Source organism: Streptomyces sp. NPDC002773 (assembly GCF_040295605.1).
GTDB lineage: Bacteria > Actinomycetota > Actinomycetes > Streptomycetales > Streptomycetaceae > Streptomyces.
This window is the reverse complement of sequence record NZ_JBEOVO010000062.1, coordinates 1-15,721: the sequence shown is the minus strand read 5'-3', so window position 1 is coordinate 15,721 and position 15,721 is coordinate 1. Positions and strand designations below refer to the sequence as shown.

Genomic DNA, 15,721 nt, shown 5'->3' with positions numbered 1-15,721 from the left:
GGATTCCTTGACCGAGGCGGGCTGCGAGGTGCTGGCGCAGGAGTTGTCGCTCCGGGACGAGTCCGTCGAGCCCACCACCGTGCCGGCGCCCGCGGCCCCCGCCGCGCCCGCGCCGGCCGTGCCCGCCGCGAAGCCCACCACCGTGCCGGCCCCGGCCGCGCCCGCCCCGGCCGTCAAGCCGACCGCCCCCTCGGTTCCGACCGCCGCCCCCGCTCCGGCCTCCGCGCCCAGCGCCACGCCCGCCCCCGCGCCCGCCGAGGGCGCGCCCCGGGTGGTCGCGCCCGGTACCGGCGTCGGGAAGTAGTACAAGCACCGCGGAGCGGGCGGTCGGCCGGGATTCCGCGGCCGGGCCGGCCGCCCCTCCGCGACGGAGTGAGGACCTCGCAGTTGTCGTACGCCATACCCGCCACCGCACCACCGCCCTGGTGGTCCCGGCTGCTCGCCCGCCTGTCCTCCCGGACCGGGAACGCGCCGGCACGGGAGCGTCAGCCGCATGCCCTCGGCCCGTCCCGCGCCCACGAGCAGCCGCCCACGCTCACCGAGCTGTATCGGGCGCGGCGGCTCGACATGGTGCGGCTCGCGCTCTTCCTCGTCGACGACCTCCCCACCGCCGAGGACGTCGTCCAGGACGCGTTCACCGCCGTCTGCCGGACGTACGGCACCTCCCTCCACGGGCTCCAGGACCCGGGCGCGTACCTGCACACCGCCGTGGTCAACGCGGCCCGCTCCGTGCTGCGCAGGCGCCGCACCGCGCGCGCGTACACCCCGCCCCATCCGGGTGCCGGCGCGCCCGTCGACGAGGGGCTGCTGCTCGCCGAGGAGCACCGGCACGTCCTCGACGCGCTCGCGCGGCTGACCCGGCGTCAGCGCGAGGTGCTCGTGCTGCGCTACTGGTCGGAGCTGACCGAGGCGCAGATCGCCCAGACCCTCGGGCTGTCGCGCGGCACGGTGAAGTCGACCGCGAGCCGCGCCCTCGACGCCCTGGAGAAGAAGCTGGAGGCGGGCCGATGAGACCGCTGACACCGCACGACGAGGACCACCGCTCCCCCACCGAGGACCGGCTGCGCGCCGCGTTCGCCGCTCGGGCCGCCCTCGTCACGTACCGCGACCTGCGGCGCGACGAGGCCCCGCGAGGGCGCCGTTGGGGGACGCGCCGGGTGCGCGGGGTCGTCTTCGCGAGCCTCGGTGCCGCCGCCGCGGTGGCGGCCGCGTACCTGCTCGTCCTGACGCCCGCCGGGCCGGTCACCCCCGCCCCGGTGCCGCCCGCCCGCCCCCCGGGCGTCGGCGTGCCGACGACGTCACCCCCGCCGCGCCCGTCCGCCCCGTCCGCCCCGTCCACGCCGTCCGTCGCCGAGTCCGGCGACGCCACCGCCCCGGGGCCGCTGGGACAGCCGTGAAGGGCCCGCCCGCGACAGCGGGCGAAGGCACGCGAAAGGGCCGGAACCACTAGGGGTTCCGGCCCTTTCGGGGAGAAGCGGCGAGCGCGCGACTACTTCGCGGGGACCGCTTCGAGGCAGAGCACGAACTTGTCCGAGTTCAGCTGCTGCGCGAGCGCGGAGAGCTCCGCGCCGCACTGGTTCACGTCAAAGGTGTTGTCGATGACCTTGACGACCTTGAACAGGTCGGGCTTCCCGGAGGAGCAGTCCGTGGTGTCGACCTTGGGGTTGTCGTCCGGGCCCGTCACGGTGACACACTCGCCGGCCTGCGCGTGCACCGGGGCGTCGCCCGTGAGGTGCGGGAGACCGAGCTTCACGGCGACGGCGATGGCGATCGCGAGGACGACTCCACCGACCTTCTTGAGGAGCTTGCCGCCCTTCTTCGCGGGAGCGGCAGGCTGCTGCTCGGGGGCGGCGGGCTGCTCGGGGGCGGATGGCGCGGACGGCGTCGTCATGAGAGGTTCCTTGTGAGCGCGGACATGATCAGACGCGAACGTTACATGCACCAAAACAGGCAAAAAGGATCACGTAACTCCACCACCCGATCAGTTGCCGAGTCGTGATTCTGCCGTCCCGTCAGGAACGCGGTCCCGGCTGCCGTTGGTGCTCCAGCGCCCGTCGCAAGTCCACCGGTAGCGGGTGATACGGGCCGTACGCGCGCTCCGCGTCGTACAGCAGCCGCTGGAGCTGGTCCTGCCCGGCGGCGTGCTCGCCCGTCGCCACGAGGAGCAGTCCGATCCGCTGCCGGATGTCGAAGGCACGGGCGAGATCCCGCTCGTAGTACGGCAGGACCGCACGGAACTCGGTGAGCGCGGCGGCCGTCTCCCCCAGCTGCTCCAGGCAAAGAGCCGCGTCGTACCGGAACTGCACGGCCTGCGGGTCCGCCGGGCCCGCCTCCGCCTCGCGGTCGGCCGCGAGGCGGCGCAACTCGGGCAGGGCGCTCCGGTACCGGCCGTCGTCCATCAGCGTCGACGCGTACTGCTTGCGCAGGATGCGGACGACCGGCGAATGCTCGCCGTGCTCGGCCGCGGCGGCGGGCAGGATTCCGCCGAGGACGTCCACGGCCTGGGTCAGCGAACCCTCCCCCAGCAGCCGCTTGACCTCGTCGACGGCGGCGGCGACATCGGGCCGGGCCACGGGCGGAGGCGTCGCAGGCGTCGCGTGCACCTCCGCCGACACCTGCGCAGGTGCCGTCGGGCGGTCGGGCCAGGGCGCGTGCGGGCGGAGGAACGGCCGGGTCGGGTCCATCGGTCCGGCCGGGGCCCCGCGCGCGGGGAGCAGCGGCAGCAGGTGCTCGTACACCTCGTGCGCCCCGGACTGCCGCTCGCGCGGGTCCTTGGCGAGCAGCCTGAGCACCAGCGCTTCGAGCGCCTCCGGGACCTCGGGCCGCAGCTGCCGGAGCGGTACGGGAGGCTCGTACAGGTGCCGGTGGAGGACACCGAGCGCGGTGGACCCGGCGAACGGCACGTCGCCGCTGAGGAGTTCGTGGAGCAGGACCCCGAGGGCGTACAGGTCGGTGGACGGGCCGACGGCGCCGCCCATGGCCTGCTCGGGCGCCATGTACGAGGGGCTGCCGATGGGGGAACCGGTGTGGGTGAGCCGGGTGGTGTCCGCGTCCAGGACGGAGGCGACGCCCAGGTCGAGGACGACGACCGAGCCGTCCGGGCGGACGATGACGTTCCGCGGTTTGAGGTCGCGGTGCACGATGGGCACGGCGTGGACGGCGGCGAGCACCGCGCACAGCTGCGCGGCGACGGAGACCGCCCAGGGCCACGGGTACGGGTCGTGCTCGGCGAGATGGTCCGCGAGGTCCGCGCCCTCCACGTACTGCATGACGAGGTACAGGTCGTCGCCCTCGCTGCCCGCGTCGTGCACGGTGACAAGACCCGGGTGGTCGACGTGCGCGGTGACCCGGCACTCCCGCACGAAGCGGCGCCGCAGCTCGTCGGCGGCGGTCGCGGGGCCGGTCATGGTGGCCGGCCGGAGCAGTTTCACCGCGACCCGGCGGTCCAGCCTCCCGTCGTACGCCGTCCAGACCTGGCCCATGCCGCCCTGGCCGATGACGGTGGCGAGCTCGTAACGCCCGCCGATGACACGCCCGTTCACGCCCGGCCTTCGCCCTCTTCGCCGGTGCGGAGGAGGTCGCTCAGCTCGTCGAGCTCGGCCCGGACCTGGTCGATCCGGGGGCCGGGGGCGGGGGTGGGGGCGGGGGAGGCGGTGGGGAGGGGCAGCTGGGGCGCCTGCGCGTATCCGATCGGCTGATACGGGTACGGCGGCTGCGCGGACGGCTGCATCGGCGGCCGCGCGGGCGGCGGCGGGACCATGACCATGACCGGGGCCGGCTGGTGGTGGCGGATGTCGACCACCAGGAAGTAGCAGGCCACGACCGCCATCTGGACGAGCAGCGCCACCATCCCCGCGGTGTTCATCCACGTGCCGGCGAACCGCTGTTCCAGCGGCACCACACAGGCGATGTTCAGGACCAGGTGGACCCAGAACAGCGCCCAGTCGCGCCCCGACCGCCGCATGATCGCGATCCGGAGCATGGCCACCCACGCGAGGAGCCCCAGGGACAGGACGACCAGGACCGTGATGAGCACGCGGACGGTGATCGTGGCCGCCGACGGGCCGGCGGCCCGCGCCGACACGGGTGCGGTGGTGGGTGTGGGCACCTGTCCGTACATACGACGCTCCCCCAGGCGGATGATCCGGCTAAGAGAGTACGACGGTCTTCACCCCGGCTCCACGCTTCCGTCGGCGAGACCGTCGTACAGGCCCTGCACCAGCTGCTCGCCGAGGCGGGCGGCGAGCCGCAGGGCCTCCTCGAACTCCGCGAGGGACTTGAAGTGGGCGCCGTGGCGGCGCTGGTCGGCGAGCGGCAGCCGGGGCAGTTGGAGGCGGCGCACGTCGAGCCTGGTCGCGGTCGACGCGAAGCTGCTGGCCTGCCGGTTGTTGGCGGTGCCGCGCAGGAAGCCGGCGAGGAACCAGGGGTCGAGCGCGGCCGGATCGGGCCGCAGCAGCTGGAGGTTGCGGCCGAGGGCGGCGCCCGCGGTGGCCGCGTCCACGACCCGGGCCACGGAGCCGCCGCCGAGGACGGGGACGACGACATCGCCCTCGGCCACGAGGACGGGCTCCTCGGCGGGGCCGCCGCCGGGGAGGGTGCCGGAAGGGGCGCCGCCGGACAGGACGTCGTGCTCGGTGAGGACGGGGGCGGGTGCGGGCGCGGTGCCGTCGTGGCCGCCTTCGGGTGCGGTGCCCGCGCCTCCGGTACGGAGCTGGAGGGCGCCGGTGCGGGCCAGTTCGCCGACGGTCGTGAGCGGGCGGGGCCCGGAGCGCGCGGGGACGGGGGTGGGGGCGAGGCCCCGGGTCCTGCGCAGTGTCTCGTCCAGGCGGTCGCGGACGGCGGCGAGTTCGGGGGCGGAGCCGCCGGCGGCGGGGGCCGTGAGGTAGCGGGCGGGCGCGAGGTCGACCTCGTCGTCGAGGAGTTCGATGACGGGGACCGCGCGGGCGACGGACTCCTCGCCGCCCCGGCCGGTCCAGGCGTCGAGGACCGTGTTCCGCAGGGTGGCCCAGGGCAGTCGGTCGCGGCCGGCGTCCGGGACGAGCCCGGCGGTGTCCACGAACAGGGTCTCCGCCGGCGGCCGCTGGTCCCCGCCCGGCCTGACCAGGACCCAGAGGTGGAGCGGGATGCCGTACGGGGGTGCGGCGCCGGCCGGGAGGGCGACCACGGCCCGCAGCGCGCCGCGGCGCAGGAGGTCGGCGCGGATGCGGCGGCCCGAGCGGCGGGAGGCGACGGCGGGCGGCATGAGGAGCACCGCGGTCCCGCCGGGCCGGAGTCGGGCGAGGGCGTGCTGCACCCAGGCCAGCTCGGACTCCGTACGGGCGGGGAAGCCGTACTCCCAGCGCGGGTCGTAGGCGAGTTCGTCGTGGCCCCAGGTCCGTTCGTTGAACGGCGGGTGGCACAGGACGGCGTCGGCGGCCAGGTCCGGGAAGGCGTCGGCGCGGAGGGTGTCGGCGGTGGCGGCGCGGATGTCGGCGTTGCCGTGGAGGGCGAGCCGCAGGGCGGTGAGGGCGGCCAGGTCGGGGTCGGTGTCCTGGGCGAACAGGGCGGCGGGGTGCGGGACGGCGCGCAGCAGGCCGCCGGTGCCGGAGGCCGGGTCGACGACGGTGGCTAGGGGGCGGCCGTCGGGGGCCGCGGCGGCGGCGAGTTCCGCCATGAGTTCGGCGAGCGGAGGCGGGGTGAGGGTGTACTGGCGGGGGTTGGCGTCCAGGTGGCGGCCGAGCAGGAACTCGAAGGCCTGGCGCGCTCCCCCCAGCTCGTCGGCAAGCTCGACGGCGGCGCGGAGCAGGGGGACGGCGGGGACCGTCTCGGACGGGGTGGGGGTGCGGACGGCCCGCGGCAGGCCGAAGCGGACGGTGAGGACCTCTTCGAGGGCGGTGGGGAGGACCTCCGCGAGCCGGGCGTCGGGGAGCGCGCCAAGTGCGGTCCAGGCGCGGGGGCGCTCGCGGCGGAGCAGCAGGACGCAGCCGGTGTGGACGAGGGCGGCGACGGTGCCGGCGGGGTGTCCCGCGAGCTGCTGCCAGACCCGCTCGCGGAGCGGGACCTCCGCGAGTTTTCCCTGGTCGCGGAGCCACTGTTCGACCTCGCCGAGGGCGAAGGAGGGGCTGGTCTCCGTCCCTCCGACGGGCTTGGGGAAGTCGGCGTGGCGGCGGCGCCAGTTGCTGACGGCGGCTCTGCCGACGCCCGCGAGCCGGGCGATACCGGCGGCGGTGACCTCTGTCGTGCTCTCTGCGGGCACCTGTCCGACTCCCCTCGTACGTGTGTGAACACACCGAGCATACTGCCCGCACGCGTTCACGGCGTGAGCGAACCGAAATCCCGTGAACGGTGTTGACTCGGTTCACGCTCTCTGCTGTGATTACGTCATCGGAACGCGGGGTCCTCACAGGAGGCCCCCACAACGCCCGGAAGGTGCCACAGCCATGTCTCAGCAGCAGAAGCGCAACTGGTTCGCCCGCCACAAGGTCCTCACCGCCGCCGGCGCGGTCGTCGCCGTCGTCGTCATCGGCGCGGCAGTGAGCGGGGGCGGCGACAGCGAGTCCCCCACGGCCGGCGCGAAGCAGGAGCAGTCGGCGGGGCAGGGCGGCGACAAGAAGGCCCCGGAGTCCAAGGCCCCCGACGCCCCGAAGGCCCCGGAGAAGAAGGCCGTCACGATCGACGGCGACGGGGACTTCGAGGTGGGCGCGGACGTGAAGCCCGGCCTCTACCGCTCCACGGGCAACGAGGACGCCGGCTGCTACTGGGAGCGCGCCAAGAGCGCCTCCGGGGACACGGACGCGATCCTCGCCAACGACAACGTGACGGGCACCGGCTACGTCGAGATCAAGGCCTCGGACAAGCTCTTCAAGTCCTCGGGCTGCGGCACGTGGGAGGCCGTCGACCCGAAGGCGACCGGCACCCCCAAGGCCACGCTCAAGGGCGACGGCGGCATGTTCAAGGTGGGTGTCGACATCGCCCCCGGCACGTACAAGTCCACGGGCAACAAGGACGCCGAGTGCTACTGGGAGCGCTCGAAGGACGCGAGCCACGGCACGGACTCGATCCTCGCCAACGACAACGCCACGGGCACGGCCATCGTGAAGGTCACCGCGAAGGACGGCTACTTCAAGTCCTCGGGCTGCGGCGACTGGGCGAAGACGTCCTGACGTCCACCGGGCGCGGGGGGCACGTCAGGGATCCGGCGTCAGCGCAGGATCTCCGCACGGCCCACGTCGAGCAGGTCGGGATCATGGCGGACGAGTTCGCGTTCGAACGCCTCCCAGCCGTTCCGCTCGACGAACTCGGCCTCGCGGTCCCCGATGGGCACCAGCCAGACGATGGCCACATCGGAACCGTTCTCCAGGACGACCGACCCGAAGGCCTCGTCGAAGCAGACCGGCGCCGCCGCGTAGAGCGCGGTCATCGAGCCGCCGGGCGTCAGCGGCATCGGCAGACGCAGGACGTCGCCCCGCAGCACCGCCTGCCCGCCGGAGATCAGGCGCCCGGCCACGTACTCCAGCACGCCCGGGAACGGCCCCGGCTCCTCGCCCGGCTCCGGCCGGTCGCACCCCAGAAGCTCAAGGTGCAGATGCCGGCCCGAGCGGGACGCCAGCGGGGTCCGGTGCAGCCCGATGGTGGCGAACGACCGGGCACCCTCAAGGACCCCGCCGGTGAAGTACCCCACCTGGGGAGCCCCCTCGGGGGACTGCTCGCCGGCGGACCAGGCCCCTTCGAGCCCGCCCAGCCGCGCTTCGAGGTGATCGACCAGTACGGCCATCCTGCGCACCAACCCGTTCCGAGTCATCCGGTCCTACGTGTCACGAAAAAAAGCGGGGCCGCCACCCCGTGAGGAGTGACGGCCCCGAATGGGTCAGCTCAAGGCCGACCGCAGAGCCGATACGTACCGGCTTCCGATGTCTCTCGAACTTTCCATGAATTCACGGAAATTCGAGTCCTCATGGCCGGTGAGCCCGGCCTGACCCGAGCGGAGTTCCAGCTCGAGTTCGGCGAAGTACTTCGGCCGGCCGAGATCGATTCCGCTCTTGTCGAGCTGCCAGTCGACGTGTCCGGCGAATCGGTCCACCCACTCGGCCAGCGGAACCGGCGCGTCATCGGGCAGATCACCGGTCGCCATACGGCAGTACAGCTCGACGAGTTCCGCGGCCTTGAAGGGGTAGTAGGCACTCCCCATCGGCTCGTCCTCGAACAGGTCGAGGAGTTCCTCGAGGGAGTCCGTGAGTTCCTCGACGTCGTCGAGGCTCACGGCCACACCCGGGTCGGCCATTCCGGCGAGCCCTTCGGTGATCTCCGGGAGGCCGGGATGATCGAGCACGACGTCGTCCCACTCCGAGGAGAGCCCCGCCCCGATGACCGGTGCGAACTTGGCGACGACGCACCGCACGAGCTGCACCCTGGCTGCTTGACTATGCGGCAGAGTCATGTGACCTCATTTTTTCCCGAACGTGAACGAACGCTGGCCCCAACGGAAGTTGTGTCTCGCTTTTCCGTTGAGCATGTAGTTTATTCGCCCCTTCCATGAGGACGGCCCGGTCAAGCTACCACCCGCGTTCCGGATGGAGAGCTCGCAGTAGGGGCAGACGTTTCGGCTCGCGCCGCCGTCGGCCAAGGACCACCCGGGCTGATTGTTGATGTGCTGCATGGCGTTGGTTTCCGCATGCAGGCCCGGGTCGTTCACCGCGGCGACCTCGCCCGGCTTCAGCGCGGCCTCCTGCGCCTTGGTGAGGCCGTCGCCGCTCGCGGCCACGACGTCCCGAGGACCGTCGGGAGTGTCGGCCCGTACCACGGCGACCGTCTGGTTCTTGTACGGCCGGCCGCCGCGCTTCGATCCGTCGTGGATGACCTTGCGGATCTCCTCCGCCCGGCTCGGGAAGTTGCAGTTGTGGACCAGCAGCGGCGTCTTGCCGACGACCACCTGATAGGTGTGGAGGCCGTTCACCGTCAGGTCGTACGTGACGGTGTCGTCGCTGTACGTGCGGATGTTCAGGACCTTCGCGGGGGAGCCGTCACCGGTCTGGAGCCGGTCCCCGGCCTTGAAGTCCTGCGCCCGCGTCCACGTCTTCGTCGTGGCGTTGTAGATCTGGTGCAGGGCGGTGGTCTCCAGGGTCCTGGCACCGTCCTTGGTCGCGACGGTCACCTTCACGTAGTCACGGTCGTGCGTGGTGACGTGCACCTTCTCGACCCGGTGGACCTCCTTCGTGTCCTTGCCGGGCTCGGCCGTCAGCACGTAGTCGCCGGCCTTGAGCTGGCTGATCGGCTTCGACAGACCGCTCGCCATGACGACCGCGGTGGCACCGGTGAAGCTGTGGCACCCCTTCGACAGCTTTCCGGCGGCCGCGCCGAACAGACCACCCACGGCGGCACCCGCCGCCGTGGCCTTGGCCGCGCCTCCGACGCTGCAGCCTTCCTCGCTGCCGACGCAGGACACGCCGTAGCTGACGGCGCCTTCGGCGGCACCGCCCGCGACACCCTGTGCGGCGCCCTGGGCGATCTTGCCGCCGACACCGCTCAGCAGGCGCCCCGCGGCACCGGCGGCCAGACCGCCCACAGCACCGCCGATCGCGCCCGTGGCCGCGCCCAGGACGACCGATCCCAGGAACCCGCCGACGGACTTCGGTCCGTCGCTCATCATGTAGCCGACGCCGTTGGCCGCCGCGCCCGCGAGGGCCGCGCATCCGATGGCGCCGACACCGGCGGTGAGGGCGGTACAGCCCGCGAACACCACGAGACCGGTCGCTACGGAAGCGATCGTCGACGCGTGCTGCTTGACGAAGTTGGCTGTCGCCTTCGCCGCCTTCTTGACGGCTCTGCCGACCTTCTTGGCCGCCTTCACCACCTTCTTGGCGACGTGTTTGACCGCCTTGGCCACCTTCCGCACGGTCTTCTTGACGTGCTTGACGACCTTGTGGACGTACCGCTTGACGCGCTTATAGGTCCGTTTGACGTATCTCTTGACCTTTTTGACGCTGTCGGCGACGTACCTGACGGCCTTCCTGACCGCCCTCTTCGCCCGCTTGACCACCCTCTTGGCGGCCTTCTTGACCGCCTTCGCGGCCCGCTTGACGACCTTGGCGGCCTTCTTGACCGTCGCCTTGGTCTTCTTCCAGGCCGACTTGGCGGTCTTCTTGACCTTCTTCGCGACCTTCTTGACGGCCTTCTTCGCCCACTCGAACCAGTGGCCCGTCGGGTCGACGCCCGTCATCGGGTTGCCGTCCGCGTACGCGTACCGGTTCGCCGCGATCGAGTTCGGGACGGGGTCGAGGCCGACCGTGTCACGGCTGTTGAACTGGCCGGTCTCCGGCGAGTACCAGCGCGCGGCCATGTTGACCTTGGCCGTCTCCGGGTCGGTCCAGCCCGACTGGTAGCCGAGCGCACCCAGCATTCCGGTGCTCTGGACGACCTTGCCGAACGGCGAGTACGTCGTCGAGCCCGTCAGCGCCTCACCCGTGGCGGAGAACTGGGCCACCACGTCGTCGTGGAGGTCCGTCAGCGCCAGCACGGCCGAAGCGGCCGTCTTGACGCCGATCAGCGAGCCGTCCGCGTCCCTGCTGTAGGAGGTCACACCGTCCGAGGCGACGTCGTTGCCGGCGCCGCTGTACTGGAAGGTGTGGATCGCGGAACCGGTCTCGTCCTTCGCCTCACGCACCCGGTCGAAGCCGTCGTACGTGTAGGTGCGGTCGCCCTCCTGCATCACGCGGTTGAAGGCGTCGGCCTTCACCGAGGTCGCCTTGCCGCTCTCGTCCACGACCGAACTCATCGTGCCGCGGGCGGTGTACGCGTACGTGTTGTTGCCGTCCGACGTCAGTCGGTTGCGGGCGTCGTACGTGTAGGTGTCGCCACCCACGCGCGTGCGGTTGCCGGACCCGTCGTAGCCGTAGACCTCCGTCGTGGTCCCGTTGTTCCAGGACGCCAGGCGGTCGGCCCAGTCGTACGTGTAGGTGTTCGTGGAGGAACCCGCGAGACCCGTGGTCTTCTTCGACGTCTGGTTGTCGTTCGCGTCCCACCCGTAGGTGAGGGTCGAGAGCTCCTTTCCGGTCGGGGAGACCAGCTTGTCGCTGGTGAGCCGCTGCAGGGAGTCGTAGCCGAAGGAGCGCTTCGACTTGCCGGCGCCGTAGTCGATCGCCGTGACGGCGTTGTTGACGTCGTACGTGTACGTGGCCGTCGTGCCGGTGACACCGTCGTTGACGGTCTTCAGCCGGCCCGCGGTGTCGTAGCCGTACGTCGACGTGCCCGACGCGTCGGTCCGCGAGGTCATCGCCCCGTCGCCGTTCCAGGCGAAGGAGGAGGCACCCGAGGGCCCGTTGGCGGAGAGCAGCAGACCGCGGTCGTCGTAGGAGAAGGTGTTCTTCTCGTCACCGGCGCCCGCGACCGCGGTGAGACGGTCGTCCGCGTCGTAGTCGTAGGTGTGGTCGACCGTGGCGGCCTCCGCACCCGAGCCCGCCTGGCGGACCAGCCGGCTCTTCGCGTCGTACTCGTGCGAGACGACGACACCGCCCGGGGAGCGCATCTCCTTGACGCGCCCGCCGAGGTCGTACGTCGCGGTGAACGTGCGGTCGGCGAGGTCGGGGTGCGTCGGGGTCGACGGCTCGATCTGCGACTCCGGCAGCCCCCACGCGTTGTACGTCGTCAGGAACGGGTTGCCCCGGCCGTCGGTGAAGCGGGTGCGGTTGCCCGCGGCGTCGTACCCGAAGGTCGACGTGATCGACTCGGTGGCCGAGACCGGCTCGACCACCTTGGTGACCAGGCCCGTCTTGTCGTACGTGAAGGTCGCGGTGTGTCCCCTGGCGTCCGTGAGCGACAGCGGGTTGCCCCCGCGGTCGTACGTGGAGGTGCTGGTGCGCAGCACCGCGCCGTTCGCGTCCAGGTCCTGGGAGGAGGTCAGCAGGCCGAACCCGTCGTACGTGTTCTTCGTGCTGGTCCCGTCCGGGTCCGTGGCCTTGAGGACCTGGCCGTCCATGTCGTAGGTGAACGTGGACTTGTTGCCCGCGCCGTCGGTCACCTCGGTGACCTCGCCCTCGGCGTTGTACTTGTACGACTCCGAGACGCCGGTCGGCGACACGGTCCGGGACAGCTCGCCGCCCGGAGCGTTGAACTCGTTGATCGCCGTGTACGCGCGCTGCGTCGGCATGCGCTCGATGCTCGTGCTGGTGAGCGGGTTGCCCAGGTAGTCCCAGGTGGTCTCCTCGCGGGCGCCGTTCGGCCGGGTGGCCGAGAGCTGGTCGCCGTTGGTGGAGTAGGTGTACTTGGTCGTCCCGCCGCCGGGTTCCGTGACCGAGGCCAGGTCGCCGAGCTGGGTGTACGTGTACGTCGTGCGGCCGCCCATGGGGTCGACCTCCGCCGTGACCTGGCCGAGCCTGTTGTACTCGTTCCAGGAGGTGGCCTGGATGGCGGTCGCGCCACCCGGAGCGGTGTAGGACGGGGACGTGACCGAGGACTCCTGGCCCTCGGCGTCGTAGGCCGTCGACGTCACGTTGCCGAGCGGGTCCGAGGACTCGGTCGGCTCACCGAAGGTGTTGTACCCGGTCATGGAGACGGGACGGACGGAGACCGGGGTCCCGCCGTTCTGCTCCGCGTTGACGGCCGGGGCGGTGAGGGAGGTCTGCTGACCCGCCTCGTCGTACCCGTAGTCGGTGACGGCGCCGTTGGCGTCCGTGACCGAGGTGGGCAGGCCGCGCTGGTCCAGCTTCCACGAGGTGGTGCGGACGGAGCTGCCCGCGGCCGGCAGGGTGCCGCCCTTGACGGCGGTGACCTGCGCCGCGGTCAGTGCCTCGGAGTAGACCTGGACGTCGTCGATGCCGCCCTTGAACTCGTAGTCGTAGTTCGCGGCGCCCATCTTGTGGCGGCCGATCTGGAACGGACCGGTCGCCTCCCAGTTGCCGCTGACGGCGACTTCCTGGGCGAGCGTGCCGTTGACGTACAGGCGCAGCTTGGAGGCCTGGGCGTCGTACATGCCGACCAGGTGGGTCCAGGCTCCGGCGACCGCCGCGGACGGGGCGGAGACCGCCCGGTCGTAGGCGAGGGGCAGCGCGTCCGCGCGCGGACGGGCGAACGCCCAGCCGGTGTTGGCCGCGTAGTACAGCACGAAGCCGTACACGCTGCCGGCGTCCTGGGAGAGGACCGTGCGACCCGTGGTCAGGTCGGACAGCTTCGCCCAGGCGGAGACCGTGAAGCTGCCGGCCGTGTTCACGGCCGGGCCCGAGGCCTGTGCCCAGGAGTTGATGTCACCGTCGAAGGCGGCGCTGCCGCTCCGGTCGGTGTTCCAGTGCATTCCGGTGCCGTGGGTGCCGGTGTTGTTGCCGCCGGAGGAGTCGGCCAGGCCGAAGCCGGTCGTCTCGTCCAGCTTGTAGCGCGAGACCGGGGCGGTGGTGCCGTCGTGGACGGTGTTGCCCGTGACGTTGCCCAGGTGGTCGTAGCGGTTGTCCGTGGTGGAGGTGTCGCCCGTCGCCGGGTCGTACTCCGTCTCGGTCACCACGTTGTCGTCCGGGTCGTAGCCGACCTTGCTGGTCCTGGCGATCCCGTTCGGGTCGAGGACGGACGTGGTGGTGCGGTCGGCGGCGTCCACCGTGAAGGTGGTGCGCGTCTGGCCGTCGTCGGTGATCTGCTCGATCAGGTTGCCGGCGGCGTCGTAGCTGTTCGCCTGCTCCGTGAACGACTTGCCGGTGTGCGGGTCCTTGCGGACCACGCTGGCCGCCAGGCCGTCGTCGGTGTAGGCGTACGCGGTGACCCAGCCCATGGCGTCGGTGATGGACGCGAGGCGGCCCGCGGGGTCGTACGCCCGCGACTCCTGGACCAGGGTCGTCGCCGGCGACGGGTTGTACGGGTCGCCCGTGTAGTTGAGCAGGCTGGTGGTGAGCGGGCGCTGTTCGGCGTCGAAGGTGTAGACGTTGACGTTCCCCGCGGGGTCCGTCTCCTTCACCTTGTTGCCGTAGGCGTCGTACTCGAAGGACGTGGTGTCGCCGCCCGGGTCCGTCCTGGTCGCTATCTGGTTGTGGGCGTCGTACGTCATCGACGTCGTGCGCGCCGTGTCGCCGCCGCTGAGGTCGGCGACGGTCTGGGACAGGATGTTGCCGTCCGGGTCGTAGGCCGTCGTCGTCCTGGCCTGGTGCACGGCGCCGGTGACCCGGTTGGTGACCTTCGGGTCGGTGTCGGTGACGACCTGGTCGTTCTTGTCGTACGTCTGCGTGGACGTGAGGCCCGACGGGTTGGCGTCGGACGTCTCGGTCTTGGTGAGCAGTCGGCCGAGGTTGTCGTACGTGTGCTTCACCTTGGCGCCGTTGGCGTCGGTGATCTCCGCGAGGTCACCGTTGGCGTAGTACGTGTACGACGTCTTCTTGCCGCCGGGCGTGGTCACCTGCGCCACCAGACCGGCGGGCGTGTTGCCGGTGTCCGCGGCGGGGGTGGTGGCGGTGGTGTACGTCGTCGACGCGGTCCGCCCGTTGGGGTGGCCCGGCACCGGCGGCGTCGTCACCGAGAGCAGGTTGCCCCCGGTGTCGTACGCGTACGACGTCAGATAGGTGTTGTCCGTGGGTCCCGAGGAACGGCCGTCGCGCTCGGTGAGCATGAGGTCGTTGCGCAGGTCCATCGTCGGCAGCACGGTGGTCGCGTCCGGGAAGTACGTGTAGTACTCCGTCGAGCACTTGTTGGACTTGGTGTCCTGGCAGGTGGTCTGGGAGACCGCGTTGCCGCGTACGTCGTGGCCGGTGATGGAGCGGTTGCCGTTGGCGTCGGTCACGGTGTGCAGGAAGCCGCCCGTGTCGTAGCCGTAGGTGGTCCGCTTGCCCTCGGTGTCGATGGCGGTGAGCAGGCGGTTGCCCATCTCCGCGTCGTACACGTAGGTGAGCGTCTTGTTGCTCGGGTCGGTCAGCTTGACCGTCCGGACCGGGGCGACACCGGAGGACGCCTTGTAGGCGGACCAGTGGGTGGCGACGTCGGCGTCGGTCAGGCCCTTGGAGTGGACCGCGACCTCGGCGAGGGAGCCGGTGAAGAAGCTGACGTCCTCGGGGGAGCTGAACCAGCCCTTGGTGAAGCCCGCACCGATGAAGGTGCGGTTGGTGGACTGGTCGTTGGCGGCGCCGGTGTACTCGCGCTGCTTCACGCCGTCGAGGTAGAGCGTCTGCTTGGTGCCGGTCGCCGAGAGCACCGCGTGGTGCCAGGTGTTGTCGGTGACCGTGGAGAGGGAGCCGAAGTCCGTGGTCCCGCTTCCGGTGGCGCTCCACCAGTGACCGCGCAGCTTGCCGTCGGCGCCGACGTACAGCAGCGGCGAGTAGGCCCCGCCCGCGCCGAGCGGGTCGTTGGGGGCGCGGCTCTGGTCGCTGACGAGGACGCCGGGGTTGGCGGTCTTGAACCACAGCTCGACGGTGCGGTCCGGCTTGTTGTGCCAGACGCCGTGCGGCACCTCCACGAAGGAGCTGGTGCCGTCGAAGGTGGCCGCGGTCGCGTCGTCCGCGCCGAAGGGGCCTTCGGCGCCCTGGATGACGTTGTTGTACGTACCGAAGCCGGTGTTGACCTGGTTCGCGGCCTGCGCCGCGGCCTGGGTGTCGTCCAGACGCCAGTAGCCGGCCGGGGCCGAGCCCATGACGGACGAGCGGTACACCTGCGAGGAGCCGGTGATCGTGGCCGGGTTGAGCTTCCACGTACCGCCGTTGCCGTCGGTGGCCTGGAGGACCACGTCGTCGGTGGTGCCGTAGACGACCGAGGCCTGGGTCTTGCCGCCCGGGGTGGTGATCGT

General features: G+C 71.5%; 11 protein-coding genes. 4 read left to right on the top strand and 7 right to left on the bottom strand.

Annotation, left to right across the window (positions count from 1 at the left end):
* The 3 genes from ABT034_RS34700 to ABT034_RS34690 form a co-directional block, all read left to right on the top strand.
* A partial coding sequence (locus tag ABT034_RS34700) for a hypothetical protein (RefSeq protein WP_351221100.1) occupies positions 1–304 on the top strand: 304 nt, incomplete at its 5' end.
* A gap of 83 nt (positions 305–387) precedes the next feature.
* Complete coding sequence (locus ABT034_RS34695) at positions 388–1,011, top strand: RNA polymerase sigma factor (RefSeq protein ID WP_351221099.1); 624 nt, start codon at positions 388–390, stop codon at positions 1,009–1,011.
* Positions 1,008–1,397, top strand: a complete 390-nt coding sequence (locus ABT034_RS34690; RefSeq protein WP_351221098.1) for a hypothetical protein — start codon at positions 1,008–1,010, stop codon at positions 1,395–1,397. The genes ABT034_RS34695 and ABT034_RS34690 overlap by 4 nt, the downstream gene beginning before the upstream one ends.
* 92 nt (positions 1,398–1,489) lie before the next feature.
* Here the strand turns inward: ABT034_RS34690 and ABT034_RS34685 are convergent, their stop codons facing one another.
* The 4 genes from ABT034_RS34685 to ABT034_RS34670 all read right to left on the bottom strand — a co-directional run bounded on the left by ABT034_RS34685 (position 1,490) and on the right by ABT034_RS34670 (position 6,235).
* Positions 1,490–1,891: an LppU/SCO3897 family protein gene (locus ABT034_RS34685; RefSeq protein ID WP_351221097.1), complete on the bottom strand. Its 402-nt coding sequence runs from the start codon at positions 1,889–1,891 to the stop codon at positions 1,490–1,492.
* Between the two features lie 121 nt (positions 1,892–2,012).
* A complete protein-coding gene (locus tag ABT034_RS34680) occupies positions 2,013–3,542 on the bottom strand; it encodes a serine/threonine-protein kinase (protein ID WP_351221096.1) in 1,530 nt (509 codons plus the stop codon).
* On the bottom strand, positions 3,539–4,120 hold the full coding sequence (locus tag ABT034_RS34675) for a hypothetical protein (RefSeq protein WP_351221095.1): 582 nt from the start codon (positions 4,118–4,120) through the stop codon (positions 3,539–3,541). Before ABT034_RS34675 ends, ABT034_RS34680 begins: the two co-directional genes overlap by 4 nt.
* Before the next feature lie 48 nt (positions 4,121–4,168).
* On the bottom strand, positions 4,169–6,235 hold the full coding sequence (locus tag ABT034_RS34670) for an N-6 DNA methylase (protein ID WP_351221094.1): 2,067 nt from the start codon (positions 6,233–6,235) through the stop codon (positions 4,169–4,171).
* Positions 6,236–6,419: 184 nt separating this feature from the next.
* Between ABT034_RS34670 and ABT034_RS34665 the strand changes: the two genes are divergently transcribed.
* Positions 6,420–7,142: an Rv1352/Rv1906c domain-containing protein gene (locus ABT034_RS34665; protein WP_351221093.1), complete on the top strand. Its 723-nt coding sequence runs from the start codon at positions 6,420–6,422 to the stop codon at positions 7,140–7,142.
* 38 nt (positions 7,143–7,180) lie between these two features.
* Here ABT034_RS34665 and ABT034_RS34660 read toward each other — a convergent pair whose 3' ends face one another.
* The 3 genes from ABT034_RS34660 to ABT034_RS34650 form a co-directional block, all read right to left on the bottom strand.
* Complete coding sequence (locus ABT034_RS34660; RefSeq protein WP_351221092.1) at positions 7,181–7,753, bottom strand: suppressor of fused domain protein; 573 nt, start codon at positions 7,751–7,753, stop codon at positions 7,181–7,183.
* Between the two features lie 93 nt (positions 7,754–7,846).
* Entirely contained in the window at positions 7,847–8,416 is a 570-nt protein-coding gene (locus ABT034_RS34655; protein ID WP_351221091.1) for a hypothetical protein, read from the bottom strand.
* Positions 8,417–8,422: 6 nt separating this feature from the next.
* A partial coding sequence (locus ABT034_RS34650) for a LamG-like jellyroll fold domain-containing protein (RefSeq protein WP_351221090.1) occupies positions 8,423–15,721 on the bottom strand: 7,299 nt, incomplete at its 5' end.

Bases quoted from the DNA above. Each gene is read 5' to 3' on its own strand.
- ABT034_RS34655 (WP_351221091.1), bottom strand. From the start codon at position 8,416: ATGACTCTGCCGCATAGTCAAGCAGCCAGGGTGCAGCTCGTGCGGTGC.
- ABT034_RS34685 (WP_351221097.1), bottom strand. From the start codon at position 1,891: ATGACGACGCCGTCCGCGCCATCCGCCCCCGAGCAGCCCGCCGCCCCC.
- ABT034_RS34675 (WP_351221095.1), bottom strand. From the start codon at position 4,120: ATGTACGGACAGGTGCCCACACCCACCACCGCACCCGTGTCGGCGCGG.
- ABT034_RS34660 (WP_351221092.1), bottom strand. From the start codon at position 7,753: ATGGCCGTACTGGTCGATCACCTCGAAGCGCGGCTGGGCGGGCTCGAA.
- ABT034_RS34690 (WP_351221098.1), top strand. From the start codon at position 1,008: ATGAGACCGCTGACACCGCACGACGAGGACCACCGCTCCCCCACCGAG.
- ABT034_RS34665 (WP_351221093.1), top strand. From the start codon at position 6,420: ATGTCTCAGCAGCAGAAGCGCAACTGGTTCGCCCGCCACAAGGTCCTC.